The 14,040-nt window shown below is 53.5% G+C and carries 8 protein-coding genes; 1 reads left to right on the plus strand and 7 read right to left on the minus strand.

Annotated features, from left to right (window positions below):
* Positions 1 to 9: 9 nt before the first annotated feature.
* Complete coding sequence (lptD, locus tag NNO08_RS15680; protein ID WP_271457051.1) at positions 10 to 2,370, minus strand: LPS assembly protein LptD; 2,361 nt, start codon at positions 2,368 to 2,370, stop codon at positions 10 to 12.
* Positions 2,371 to 2,820: 450 nt separating this feature from the next.
* On the opposite strand from lptD, the gene djlA reads away from it, so the two are divergent.
* The gene (gene djlA / locus NNO08_RS15685; RefSeq protein WP_202039525.1) at positions 2,821 to 3,636 is read left to right on the plus strand and encodes a co-chaperone DjlA; all 816 of its coding nucleotides are present in this window, start codon (positions 2,821 to 2,823) and stop codon (positions 3,634 to 3,636) included.
* 96 nt (positions 3,637 to 3,732) lie between these two features.
* Here djlA and rluA read toward each other — a convergent pair whose 3' ends face one another.
* The 6 genes from rluA to araB form a co-directional block, all read right to left on the minus strand.
* Complete coding sequence (gene rluA, locus NNO08_RS15690) at positions 3,733 to 4,392, minus strand: bifunctional tRNA pseudouridine(32) synthase/23S rRNA pseudouridine(746) synthase RluA (protein WP_271457052.1); 660 nt, start codon at positions 4,390 to 4,392, stop codon at positions 3,733 to 3,735.
* Between the two features lie 11 nt (positions 4,393 to 4,403).
* Positions 4,404 to 7,310 (minus strand): RNA polymerase-associated protein RapA, encoded by a 2,907-nt coding sequence (rapA, locus tag NNO08_RS15695; RefSeq protein WP_271457053.1) that lies wholly within the window; start codon positions 7,308 to 7,310, stop codon positions 4,404 to 4,406.
* Positions 7,311 to 7,487: 177 nt separating this feature from the next.
* A complete protein-coding gene (gene polB, locus NNO08_RS15700; RefSeq protein ID WP_271457054.1) occupies positions 7,488 to 9,839 on the minus strand; it encodes a DNA polymerase II in 2,352 nt (783 codons plus the stop codon).
* 90 nt (positions 9,840 to 9,929) lie between these two features.
* On the minus strand, positions 9,930 to 10,625 hold the full coding sequence (gene araD, locus NNO08_RS15705; RefSeq protein WP_271440479.1) for an L-ribulose-5-phosphate 4-epimerase: 696 nt from the start codon (positions 10,623 to 10,625) through the stop codon (positions 9,930 to 9,932).
* A 97-nt stretch (positions 10,626 to 10,722) separates the two neighbouring features.
* Positions 10,723 to 12,225 carry an L-arabinose isomerase gene (gene araA / locus NNO08_RS15710; RefSeq protein ID WP_271440480.1) on the minus strand — a complete coding sequence of 501 codons (1,503 nt, stop codon included), beginning with the start codon at positions 12,223 to 12,225 and terminating at the stop codon, positions 10,723 to 10,725.
* Between the two features lie 10 nt (positions 12,226 to 12,235).
* The gene (gene araB / locus NNO08_RS15715) at positions 12,236 to 13,945 is read right to left on the minus strand and encodes a ribulokinase (RefSeq protein WP_271457055.1); all 1,710 of its coding nucleotides are present in this window, start codon (positions 13,943 to 13,945) and stop codon (positions 12,236 to 12,238) included.
* Between the last annotated feature and the right edge of the window lie 95 nt (positions 13,946 to 14,040).

The raw sequence follows: 14,040 nt of genomic DNA on the forward strand, positions 1-14,040 counted from the left end.
TCAATCAGATCATAAAGAGCTTTGATACGGCAAAATGTTCGAACGCAGCATCTGGTTGGTGCCAAGGCCATAGTTAGAGCTCAGGCCGCGCAGTTCGATATTAAAGCCGATCGAGTTGTCATATACCGCGTGTTTCTGGGTGTCATCCCAACCATTCAGCTTACGTTCGTAGCCGACGCGAATGGCATAACAGCAGGAGTTGTACTGCAAGCCCAGCATGGAATCCGCCACTTTGTTCACATTGGTATCGAAGTAGTAAGCCCCGACGATTGACCAACGCTCAGCGATCGGCACGCTCGCCACTGCACCCACCTGAGAAATCCCGTTTTTATACTGATCTGCCGTAGAGTAATACGAGGGCAGGGTCGCCTGGATATATTCCGGGCTGGCATAGCGGTAGTTCAACTGCAGCATACGGTTTTCGTCGCGACGGTACTCGATGCTGCTGCTGCTGGTGGCGATACTGTCCAGACGTGTGTCGTATTGTATCCCACTGCGTAAACCCCAACGATCGGAGATGCGCCAGTAGGTATCGCCAGCCCATACCAGTGAACCGGTTTTGTCGTCATTCTCCCATTTAATGTTGTCATCGCCAGTGCGAGACTCGGTGAAATAGTAGATTTGACCCACAGAAATATTAAAACGTTCAATGGCCGCGTCATCATAAACGCGAGATGTGACACCTGTCGTTACCTGGTTTGCGGAGGCAATACGGTCCAGGCCGCCATAGGTGCGGTCACGGAACAGGCCGCTGTAGTCAGATTGCAGCAGGGAAGAGTCATAGTTATAGATATGACTTTGGTTGCGATACGGCACATATAAATACTGCGCACGCGGCTCCAGTGTCTGGGTATAGCCTGGCGCCAGCATTTCCATATCACGTTCGAAGACCAGCTTACCGTCAACTTTGAACTGCGGCATGACGCGGTTAGCGGAATCGTCGAGTTTATTTACGTTACTCGGATTGTTGTTATACCAGTCCAGATTGGTCTGCTGGTAGTGCGTCGCCATCAGTTTCGCTTCAGTGTTGATACTCCCCCACTGATTGGATAGCGGCAGGTTGATGGTCGGCTCAAGGTGAACACGCGTCGCTTCTGGCATGTCGTCATTGGTATTGACGAAATGCACCGCCTGTCCATAAATACGGGTATCAAATGGACCGACGTCATTCTGATAGAAGTTGACGTCTAACTGCGGTTCTGCGGAATAACTGCTGTTGTTCTGATCGTCAAAAACTTGGAACTGTTTGGTGGAGACTGTCGCATCAAAGTTTTGCACTGCATAGCCAACACTGAATTTCTGTGTCGCATAACCGTCGGTACTGGAACCGTACTTATTGTCAAAATCATTAAAGTAGCTGGAGTCGCTGACTTTGGTGTAGTCGATGTTGAAACGCCACACCTGGTCCATCACACCGGCGTGTTGCCAGTAAAACAGCCAGCGGCGTGAATTATCATCATTCGGATGTTCGTCGTCGTAGACCCGGTCGGAATTCAGATAATCGAACTCCATCAGCCCCATACCTGCCTGGGTCAGGTAACGGAATTCGTTCTCCCACATCACGCCGCCACGGCGATGCATATAATGCGGCGTAATGGTGGCGTCCATGTTGGGCGCGATATTCCAGTAATACGGCAGGTAGAACTCAAAATAGTTCTTGGTGGAGTATTTTGCGTTCGGGATCAAGAAACCGGAACGGCGCTTATCGCCGACAGGGAGTTGTAAATAGGGGCTGTAAAACACCGGAACCGGGCCCAGTTTAAAACGGGCGTTCCAGATTTCAGCGACCTGTTCTTCACGGTCATGGATCACTTCACTACCGACAACGCTCCAGGTATTGGAACCCGGAAGACAGGAGGTAAAACTGCCGTTTTCCAGAATAGTGTAGCGATTTTCACCACGCTGTTTCATCAGGTCCGCTTTCCCGCGCCCCTGGCGTCCCACCATCTGGTAGTCACCTTCCCAGACGTTGGTGTCTTTCGTATTCAGGTTTGCCCATCCCTTTGGTCCCTTCAGAATGACCTGGTTGTCATCATAATGGACGTTGCCCAGCGCATCGACGGTACGAACGGGAGCGGGTTGACCTTCGGCCTGCTTTTGATGAAGCTGCACTTCATCGGCTTGTAGGCGGCTGTTACCCTGCGCAATATCCACGTTGCCGGTAAACACGGCGTCATCAGGGTAGTTCCCTTTCGCGTGATCGGCATTGATGGTGACAGGTAACTCATTGGTGTCGCCCTGCACCAGAGGACGGTTGTAGCTTGGCACGCCCAACATGCACTGTGAGGCGAGATCGGCTGCCAGGCCCTGTTGACTATAGAGGGCGCTGGCAATCATGGTGGCCAGAAGAGTGGGAATACGTTTTTTCATACGTTGTATTTATTGTTCCATCATCAGTAGCGTCGCGCGTGACAAACGGTCACAGCCTAACTTATCTCATCTTCACTTCGCTAGTATTAATCCTGCCCATTTTATGCCCGTCACCTTTCAAGCTGCATATTCGTTGTCTTCTTCGTTTTCCCCAGTTACCTGCACTGTAAAGCGTCAGGGGATGCGATGAGGGATTTCTTTATCCCTCTTCGGCGGCAGTCTGCGGTTGTTCAAATTCGTTCCAGACGAATTTGTCACTGCGTTGCTGCCTTGTCGTAACTCGAAATCCAACGGGTATAGCGTTTGTGGTGTTAGGCACGGCATTGAATGACAGGTATGATAATGCAAATTATAGGCTATGTCCCACAATTGACCGCAGCCGTAAAACGGTAAAAGCACCTTATATTGTGGGACATAGCCTGGCCAAGAGCATAAAGATTTGGGGAATGTATGCAGTATTGGGGAAAGATTATTGGTGTGGCCGTGGCCTTAATGATGGGCGGCGGCTTCTGGGGTGTGGTGTTAGGCCTGTTAGTTGGCCATATGTTCGACAAAGCCCGCATGCGCAAAATGGCATGGTTCGCCAACCAACGAGAGCGTCAGGCGCTGTTTTTTGCCACCACTTTTGAGGTGATGGGGCATCTGACTAAATCCAAGGGACGTGTTACTGAGGCGGATATTCATATCGCCAGCCAGTTGATGGATCGCATGAATTTGCACGGTGATTCGCGTACTGCGGCACAGCATGCTTTCCGCGTGGGAAAATCAGACAATTACCCATTACGTGAAAAGATGCGTCAGTTTCGTAGTGTCTGCTTTGGTCGATTCGATCTGATCCGCATGTTTCTGGAAATTCAAATTCAGGCCGCGTTTGCCGATGGTTCTCTTCATCCTAACGAGCGTGAAGTGCTGTACGTCATCGCTGAAGAACTGGGCATTTCGCGTACCCAGTTTGATCAGTTCCTGCGCATGATGCAGGGTGGGGCGCAGTTTGGCGGCGGATATCAACAGCAATCTGCGGGCGGCGGCTGGCAGCAGGCGCAACGCGGACCCACGCTGGAAGATGCCTGTAACGTGTTGGGGGTAAAAGCAACAGATGATGCAACCACCATTAAGCGCGCCTATCGTAAGCTGATGAGCGAGCACCATCCGGACAAACTGGTTGCGAAAGGCCTGCCACCAGAAATGATGGAAATGGCGAAGCAAAAAGCACAAGAAATTCAAAAAGCGTATGAGCTAATTAAAGAACAGAAAGGCTTTAAATAATAATTATGCCGGATGACGGCTAGCGCCTTATCCGGCCTACGTTGATAACTGTAGGCTGGGCAAGCGAAGCGCCCCCGGCATAAATGGGAACTGAATTTAAAAATCCGCCGGGACTTTAAACGTCATACTGTTGCCGTATTCGGGATGAGTGATGGTTAACATCTCTGCATGCAGCAGCAGTCTCGGTGCCATTGCCAGCGCCTCCGGTGGCGCATAGAAGCGGTCACCCAGAATCGGATGTCCTAACGCCAGCATATGCACGCGTAACTGATGGGAACGTCCAGTAATGGGTTTGAGCACCACCCGGGCGGTATTATCCGCGGCAAACTCCACAACTTCGTATTCTGTTTGCGCGGATTTTCCGGTCTCATAACACACCTTTTGCTTTGGCCGGTTGGGCCAGTCACAAATCAGTGGTAAATCAACCAGGCCTTCGGCAGGTGCAGGATGTCCCCACACCCGCGCCACGTACTGTTTCTTCGGCTCACGCTCGCGAAACTGGCGTTTGAGTTCGCGCTCTGCTGCTTTGGTCAGCGCCACTACAATCACGCCGCTGGTGGCCATATCCAGACGATGTACGGATTCAGCCTGTGGATAGTCGCGCTGAATACGTGTCATCACGCTGTCTTTATGCTCATCCAGGCGACCCGATACGGACAACAAGCCGCTCGGCTTGTTGACCACCATAATGTGCTCATCCTGGTACAGGATAACCAACCAGGGTTCCTGCGGCGGATTGTAGTTTTCCATCCCCATTTTCAGCTCCGTTACTGATGCGTCACGACGATCAGGCGTAGCGCATCCAGTCGCCAGCCAGCCTGATCGAGGCTTTCCATCACCTGCTGACGGTTGCTTTCTATGGCTGCAAGCTCGTCATCACGGATGTTCGGGTTTACGGCTCGTAGCGCTTCGAGGCGCGACAGTTCCGCAGTCAGCTTCTCATCTGCTTCTTTGCGTGCTGCATCGATAAGCGCTCGGGCCGAATTCTCAACCTGCGCTTCGCCCAGTTGCAGAATGGCGTGAACATCCTGCTGCACGGCGTTGACCAGTTTGCTACCGGTGTGACGGTTAACCGCGCTGAGCTGGCGGTTGAAGGTTTCGAATTCAACCTGGGCGGCGAGGTTATTGCCGTTTTTATCCAGCAGCATGCGCACCGGCGTAGGGGGCAGAAAACGGTTCAACTGCAGTTGCTTCGGTGCCTGCGCTTCCACCACATAGACCAGCTCAACCAACAGAGTGCCGACCGGCAATGCTTTGTTTTTCAGCAGAGATATTGTGCTGCTACCCGTGTCACCAGAGAGGATTAAATCCAGACCGTTGCGGATCAGCGGGTGCTCCCAGGTAATAAACTGAGCATCTTCACGAGACAAGGCCACATCACGTTCAAACGTAATGGTACAGCCATCTTCCGGAAGTCCTGGGAAGTCCGGAACCAGCATATGATCGGACGGTGTCAGCACGATCAAATTGTCGCCACGGTCATCCTGATTAATACCAACGATATCAAACAGGTTCATGGCGAAGGCGATCAGACTGGTATCGTCGTCCTGTTCTTCAATACTTTCAGTAAGCCGCTGAGCTTTTTCACCGCCGTTCGAATGGATCTCCAGCAGGCGATCGCGCCCTTGCTCCAATTGAGCTTTCAGCGCGTCATGCTGTTCGCGGCAGGTTTTGATCAAATCGTCAAAGCCATCGGTGTTTTCTGGCTCAGCCAGGAAGCCGATCAGATTGTTATAAACCGTATCATAAATGGTGCGTCCGGTCGGACAGGTGTGTTCGAACGCATCCAGACCTTCGTGGTACCAGCGTACCAGCACGGACTGCGCGGTTTTTTCCAGGTACGGAACGTGGATCTGAATATCATGCGCCTGGCCAATACGGTCCAGACGACCAATACGCTGTTCCAGCAGGTCCGGGTTAAACGGTAGGTCAAACATCACCAGATTGCTGGCGAACTGGAAGTTACGCCCTTCGGAGCCGATTTCAGAACACAGCATTACCTGGGCGCCGCTATCTTCTTCGCTAAACCAGGCTGCGGCGCGGTCACGCTCAATGATCGACATCCCTTCATGGAACACGGCGGCGCGGATACCTTCGCGCTCGCGCAGCACTTGCTCAAGTTGCAATGCGGTGGTGGCTTTCGCGCAGATCACCAGCACTTTCTGTGAGCGGTGGCTGGTCAGGTAACCCATCAGCCATTCAACGCGCGGGTCAAAGTTCCACCAGGTACCGGTATCACCTTCAAATTCCTGATAAATCTGTTCCGGGTAGAGCATATCGCGTGCGCGATCTTCCGCACTCTTACGTGCGCCCATAATGCCCGAGACTTTGATGGCTGTCTGGTATTGGGTTGGCAGCGGCAGCTTGATGGTATGCAGTTCGCGTTTCGGGAAGCCTTTCACACCGTTACGGGTGTTACGGAAAAGCACGCGGCTGGTGCCGTGTCTGTCCATCAGCATCGAAACCAGCTCCTGACGCGCGCTCTGGGCGTCGTCACTGTCGCTGTTCGCTGCCTGTAATAGCGGCTCAATATCCTGTTCGCCAATCATGTCGCCAAGCATGTTTAGCTCATCGTTACTCAGCTTGTTGCCAGCCAGCAGCATGGCAACCGCATCGGCAACCGGGCGATAATTTTTTTGTTCTTCAACGAACTGGGCAAAATCGTGGAAGCGGCTTGGGTCCAGCAGGCGCAAACGCGCAAAGTGACTTTCCATGCCGAGTTGTTCCGGCGTTGCGGTCAGCAGCAGGATTCCCGGCACGCGCTCTGCCAGTTGCTCTATCGCCATATACTCGCGGCTGGGCGCATCTTCGCTCCATACCAGGTGATGGGCTTCATCGACAATCAACAGGTCCCATTCCGCATCACACAGATGCTCCAGACGTTGCTTATTACGACGGGCAAAGTCCAGCGAGCAGATAACCAGTTGCTCAGTTTCAAACGGGTTGTAGGCGTCGTGTTGCGCTTCTGCATAGCGTTCGTCATCGAACAGCGCGAAACGCAGGTTGAAACGGCGCAGCATTTCGACCAGCCACTGGTGCTGTAAAGTTTCAGGAACGATGATCAGTACACGCTCGGCAGCACCAGACAGCAGTTGCTGATGCAGGATCATCCCGGCTTCAATGGTTTTACCTAAACCAACTTCATCAGCCAGCAGAACGCGAGGCGCATGGCGGCGGCCGACATCGTGGGCGATGTTAAGCTGGTGTGGGATCAGGCTGGTGCGCTGACCGCGCAGACCACTCCACGGCATGCGGTACTGCTCGCTTTGAAATTTACGCGCACGATAGCGCAGTGCGAAGCGGTCCATACGGTCAATCTGGCCAGCAAACAGGCGATCCTGGGGTTTACTGAACACCAGCTTGCTGTCGAGCAGCACTTCACGCAACATGACGCCAGTTTCTTCGGTGTCGAGACGGGTTCCGATATAAGCAAGCAGGCCGTTTTCTTCTTTTACTTCATCGACATGCAGTTGCCAGCCTTCATGGCTTGTTATCGTATCGCCAGGATTGAACATCACGCGGGTCACGGGGGAATCACTGCGCGCATACAGACGGTTTTCGCCCGTCGATGAGAAAAGTAAAGTGACGGTTCGCGCATCCATGGCGACAACGGTACCAAGTCCCAATTCGCTTTCTGTATCGCTGATCCAGCGTTGACCAAGTGTAAAAGGCATATATGTTCGGCTCTATATCTTTAATTGCAGGCAATACTCGTCATTTTCCGGGCTAGTCCCCGTTATTGAGAGCATACGACCCCGCTACCAGGCTAATAAATCAGTGGTAGTGGTGTTAAATGGGTCCAGGAATGGAAAGGGCGCTATGGTACTGGATGGCGGCGGTTTCGTCACGCGTCAAAATAACCCCAGTTGTCCTGTGAGTAGTGTAGCAAAGTTATCATCAATAAAGGGAAGAATTCCCTCGGCTACGGGCTGTATTTGCCGGGTCAGATAGTGCTCGTAATCCAGGGGGGATTGTTGATAATCCGCGGGTTCTGGGCCATTTACCGTCCAGACATATTTGATCGTCCCGCGATTTTGATACTGCGGTGGGCGACCGAGTTTTGCATTCTGTTCATCGGCGAGTCGCGCCGCGCGAACGTGCGGTGGGACATTACGCTGGTATTCGCTTAACGGGCGGCGCAGGCGTTTGCGATAAATCAGTTGTTCATCGAGTTCACCCGCCATCAATTTGTCGATGGTCTCGCGGACAAACTCCTGGTATGGCTCGTTGCGAAAAATTCGCAGGTACAGCGCCTGCTGAAACTGCTGTGCCAGCGGTGTCCAGTCTGTACGCACCGTTTCCAGGCCTTTAAACACCATGCGTTGTGCATTACCTTCCTGGATCATCCCAGCATAACGCTTTTTGCTGCCGGTATCGGCACCGCGGATGGTGGGCATAAGAAAGCGACAGAAATGAGTTTCAAACTCCAGCTCCAGCGCGCTGGTCAGATTTTGCTGTTGTAGTGATTGCGCCCACCAGTTATTGACGTGACTGACCAACTCACGACCAATTCTGGCGGCATTCTCTTCTGTGTGCGCACCTTTGAGCCAGACAAAGGTCGAGTCAGTATCGCCATAGATGACATCGTAGCCCTGTGCTTCTATCAGCGCTTTTGTCTGGCGCATGATCGCATGGCCGCGCATGGTGATCGACGAGGCCAGCCGCGGATCAAAGAAGCGACAAGCGGTGGTGCCAAGTACGCCATAAAACGCATTCATGATGATTTTTAGCGCCTGAGAGAGCGGTTTATTACCGTGGCGTTTCGCTTCGTCGCGCCCGTGCCAGATTTGGGTAACAATCTCTGGCAGACAGTGCTTTTCGCGGGAGAACCACGCGTCGAGGAACCCTTCTGTGCTGTGCAACGGTTCTGGATGAGCCATCCCTTCGATGAGTCCGACAGGGTCGATCAAGAAAGTACGGATAATTGAGGGATACAGGCTTTTGTAATCCAGTACCAATACAGAGTCGTACAAACCCGGGCGCGAGTCCATCACATAGCCGCCGGGGCTGGCATGAGGGGGGACTTCCCCCAGATTGGGCGCGACGTAACCGGCGCGGTGCATCCGCGGTAAGTAGAGATGCCCGAAAGCGGCAACCGAACCGCCGTGCCGGTCGACAGGCAGACCGTTTACCGTCGAACGTTCCAGCAGAAACGGCATGATCTCGGTTTTATGAAAAATACGTGTGACCAGCTCACAGTCTTTGAGGTTGTAAGTGGCAAGAGCAGGCTTATCCTGGGCAAAACGGCGGTCAATTTCGTCCATTCTGTCCCAGGGATTATCAATCGACTTCCCTTCGCCAAGGAGTTCCTGCGATACCGTTTCCAGCGAGAATGACGAGAAATTCCAGAATGCGGATTTCAGCGCCTCAATGCCGTCAATAATCAGACGCCCTTTAGCCTGCACGAAAAAAACACCATTTTTAAAACCGTGCTCACGCCACTCCAGTTCGCTGTTGTCGCGGCCAAAACGCAGTGGGATACGATAACGTTCAGCATGATTTTGCAGGACGCGTAAATCGAACTGCACCACATTCCAACCGATGATCACATCGGGATCGTGACGGGCAATCCAGTCGTTAAGTTTTTCCAGCAACAGCGGGCGACTGGCGACGTACTCAAGTTCAAAATCCAGCCGGGAGGCATCGCCATTCGGCGGGCCGAGCATATAGACAATACGCTGCCCGCAACCTTCAAGGCCGATGCAGTACAGCTCGCCGTGACGCGTTGTTTCGATATCCAGCGATACCCATTTCAACGGTGGTCGGTAGTCCGGATTCGGCTTCAGTCGGGCATTAATGAGTGTGTTGTTTTGAGGAGTACCTTCGACCCAAACCGGGGAGGTAATAAAGCGTTCCATCAGATAACGTTCTGGTGGGCGGACATCGGCCTCGTAAACCGTCACACCATTTTCACGCAGCAGTTTTTCCAGCCGCATAAGCTGGCGGTGCGAGCGGCAATACAGGCCCGAAACTGGCTGACGGTGGAAATCCTGGAGTGTGAGCGGTGTCAGCCGATAGCCGTTTTCTGTGCGTAATAATGACGTTACACGAGGCGTCTGGTGTGTGGGGATAAACGCGACGGATTCCTGTGGCGCGAGCGTAACCAGCAGTGGCCCATTGTCCGTTGCCAGCCAGAATGAAACCTCTGTCCCCTGCGGGGTATCCCGCCAGTGTCGGGTTAAAATAAAACCAGCCTGCGCCACGCTGCGTATCCGTCAAAAAACCAGGCATTATTATAGCCTGGTTCTGATAGATTGGCTGTGATTTTATACAGTTGTCATGTTCGACAATGGTTACTGTCCGTAATACGCTTTAGCACCATGTTTGCGCAGGTAATGTTTATCCAGCAACGTTTGCTGCATATCCGGTAACTGCGGTGCGAGTTGGCGACAGAAGATGCCCATATAGGCGACTTCTTCCAGCACAATCGCGTTATGTACTGCATCCTCGGCATTTTTTCCCCACGCAAACGGGCCGTGAGAATGCACTAATACGCCAGGCATCTGTGCGGCATCAATCCCTTGCTTCTCAAAGGTTTCGACGATCACATTCCCGGTTTCCCATTCATATTCGCCGTTAATCTCGACATCGGTCATTTTACGCGTGCAGGGGATGGCGCCATAGAAATAGTCCGCATGCGTTGTGCCCGTGGCCGGGATTGACTGGCCGGCCTGCGCCCAGATGGTTGCGTGACGAGAATGGGTATGAACAATGCCGCCAATCGTCGGGAATGCCTGGTACAGCAGACGGTGCGTTGGTGTATCAGAAGAGGGTTTCTTCTGGCCTTCCACCACTTCGCCCGTGGCGATACTGACTACCACCATATCGTCGGCAGTCATGACGCTGTAATCGACACCGGATGGTTTAATCACAAATACGCCACGCTCACGATCGACGGCGCTAACGTTGCCCCAGGTCAGGGTGACCAGATTGTGCTTAGGCAACGCCAGATTGGCTTCCAGTACCTGACGTTTAAGATCTTCTAACATGTTAACTCCTGAATGCCGGATGGCGCTTCGCTTATCCGGCCTACAGTGGTTTGCAGGCCCGGTAAACGAAGTGCCACCGGGCAATCCGTTTCGACGATTAACGTTTGAACCCGTAATACACTTCGTTCCAGCGCAGCGCGTCCTTAAAGGCCGGTAGGCGGGTGTCGTTATCGATCACTGCGATCTCGATATCGTGCATTTCAGCAAACTGACGCATATCGTTCAGATCCAGAGCGTGGCTAAAGACGGTGTGATGTGCGCCGCCGGCGAGGATCCAGGCTTCAGATGCGGTTGGCAGATCCGGTTGGGCTTTCCACAGTGCGTTTGCCACCGGTAGTTTCGGCAGATCATGTGGGGTGGGTACGGTGTCGATGCAGTTAACCAGCAGACGATAGCGATCGCCGAGATCGATCAGGCTGGCAACAACAGCAGGGCCTGTTTTGGTATTGAAGATCAGGCGGGCCGGATCGTCTTTACCACCAATGCCGAGATGTTGTACGTCGAGGATCGGTTTCTCTTCCACCGCGATAGACGGGCACACTTCCAGCATGTGCGAGCCGAGCACCAGATCGTTGCCCTTCTCGAAGTGGTAGGTGTAATCCTCCATAAATGAGGTGCCGCCCTGCAGACCGGTTGACATCACCTTCATGATGCGAAGCAGAGCGGCAGTTTTCCAGTCGCCTTCGCCCGCAAAGCCGTAGCCCTGCTGCATCAGACGCTGTACGGCCAGACCCGGAAGTTGTTTCAGGCCGTGCAAATCTTCGAATGTTGTCGTAAAGGCGTGGAATCCACCCTGTTCCAGGAAACGCTTCATGCCGAGTTCAATACGGGCAGCTTCCCGCACGTTTTGACGTTTGTCACCGTGGATCTGAGTGGCCGCTGTCATAGTGTAGGTGCTTTCGTACTCGTCGATCAGCGCGTTGATTTCGCCGTCGCTGATTGCGTTCACCACCTGTACCAGATCGCCCACGGCCCAGGTATTTACTGAAAAGCCGAATTTGATTTGTGCCGCCACTTTATCGCCGTCAGTGACCGCAACCTCACGCATGTTGTCGCCAAAACGGCACACTTTCAGGTGACGGGTATCCTGTTTGGAGACGGCCTGGCGCATCCAGGAACCGATACGTTCGTGTGCCTGTTTATCCTGCCAGTGACCGGTGACCACGGCATGCTGTTGACGCATACGCGCGCCGATGAAACCGAACTCGCGGCCGCCGTGCGCGGTCTGGTTCAGGTTCATAAAGTCCATATCAATGCTGTCCCACGGCAGGGCGGCGTTAAACTGGGTGTGGAACTGCATCAGTGGTTTATTGAGGATCGCCAGGCCGTTGATCCACATTTTTGCCGGGGAGAAGGTATGCAGCCAGACGACCATCCCTGCGCAGCGATCGTCATAGTTGGCGTCACGACAAATGGCGGTGATTTCGTCTGGCGAGGTACCCAGCGGTTTTAGAACCAATTTGCAGGGCAGTTTAGCTTCAGTATTCAGTGCGTTAACGACGTGCTCGGCATGTTGGGTTACCTGACGCAGTGTTTCAGGGCCATACAGATGCTGGCTACCAATCACAAACCACACTTCATAGTTATCAAAAATCGTCATTGTCGTGTCCTTAATATGTCAGGGTTGCCTGGTTTGCCGGTGTTTTTTGCGCCGGCATGGCAGTCGGAAGGTATTGTTGTTCAGCGCTTACTGCCCACTGCTGGTAGCGGCGGTAAAGCTGTTCAAAACGTTGAGCCTGTTCTGGGCGAGGTTGCATCGTCTTTTCCACGGCGCTCGCCATTTTTTGTTGGGCGGCTGGGATGTCTGCGTGGACCTTAGCGGCAACAGCGGCGAAGATCGCGGCACCGAGTGCGCAGCACTGGTCTGAAGCAACGATTTGTAGCGGACGGTTCAGCACGTCACAGCAGGTCTGCATGATGACCGGGTTTTTACGCGCGATACCGCCCAATGCTATGACGTTGTTGACCGCTATGCCTTGTTCGGTAAAGCATTCCATGATGGCGCGTGCGCCAAACGCCGTGGCGGCAATCAGACCACCAAACAGGGCCGGAGCATCGGTCGCAAGGTTCAGGTCGGTGATAACCCCTTTCAGACGCTGGTTCGCGTTTGGCGTACGGCGGCCGTTGAACCAGTCGAGTACCACCGGCAAATGATCCAGCGATGGGTTTTTTGCCCACGCTTCAGTCAGCGCAGGCAGCAGTTGTTTTTGGCTGGCTTTAATCTGGGTTTTCAGTTCAGGATGTTGTGCCGCAAGCTGATCCAGCGGCCAGCTCAAGACGCGGCTAAACCAGGCATAGATATCGCCGAAAGCAGACTGACCCGCTTCCAGACCGATAAAGTGTGGGACGACGCTGCCATCAACCTGGCCGCAAATCCCCTTCACTGCGCGTTCGCCCACGCTTTGCTTGTCGGCAATCAGAATGTCGCAGGTCGAGGTGCCGATGACTTTTACCAGCGTATTGGGTTGCGCACCAGCGCCTACGGCACCCATATGGCAGTCAAATGCACCGCCTGAAATGACGACGCTTTCTGGCAGACCCAGACGCAGTGCCCACTCAGCGCATAACGTGCCAACCGGCAGGTCGGCGGTGACGGTGTCGGTAAACATTGGGTATTGCAAATGGCGGTTGATGACGGGATCGAGTTCATCAAAGAAACTGGCTGGTGGCAGTCCACCCCAGCTTTCATGCCACAGTGATTTGTGTCCGGCGCTGCAGCGTCCGCGGCGAATATCCTGCGGGCGTACGGTATTCGAGAGCAGGGCTGGAACCCAGTCGCACAGCTCAATCCACGAGACCGCTTCCTGTGCGACAGCGCTGTCCTGACGGGTAACGTGCAGGATTTTTGCCCAAAACCATTCGCTGGAATAAATACCACCGATATAACGGGAGTAATCGACTTTGCCCGGTGTGTGGCACAGGCGGGTAATCTCTTCAGCTTCTTCGACTGCGGTGTGATCTTTCCACAGCACAAACATGGCGTTCGGGTTGTCAGCGAACTCTGGACGCAGCGCCAGCACGTTGCCGTCGGCATCAATAGGTGCCGGAGTCGACCCCGTGCTGTCAACGCCAATCCCGACCACTTCCGCACGTTGCTCAGCGCTCAGTTCGGCCAGCACGGTTTTCAGTGCCGCTTCCATGGATTCGATGTAGTCGCGCGGGTGATGGCGAAACTGATTGTTTGGGCCGTCGCAATATTGCCCTTCCTGCCAACGCGGGTACCACTCTACGCTGGTGGCGATTTCTGCGCCGGTGGCACATTCCACCGCTAAAGCACGTACTGAATCACTACCAAAATCGAGGCCAATTGCAATCGCCATCGTCTTACTCCATCCAAAAATACGGGTATGGATAAACAGTAGATAGTGGGGATAAAAACCGTCAGGCAGGATCCGCTAATCTTATGGACTAAAAT

The sequence above is a fragment of the Citrobacter sp. Igbk 17 genome, assembly GCF_028069775.1.
Taxonomy (GTDB): Bacteria; Pseudomonadota; Gammaproteobacteria; order Enterobacterales; family Enterobacteriaceae; genus Citrobacter.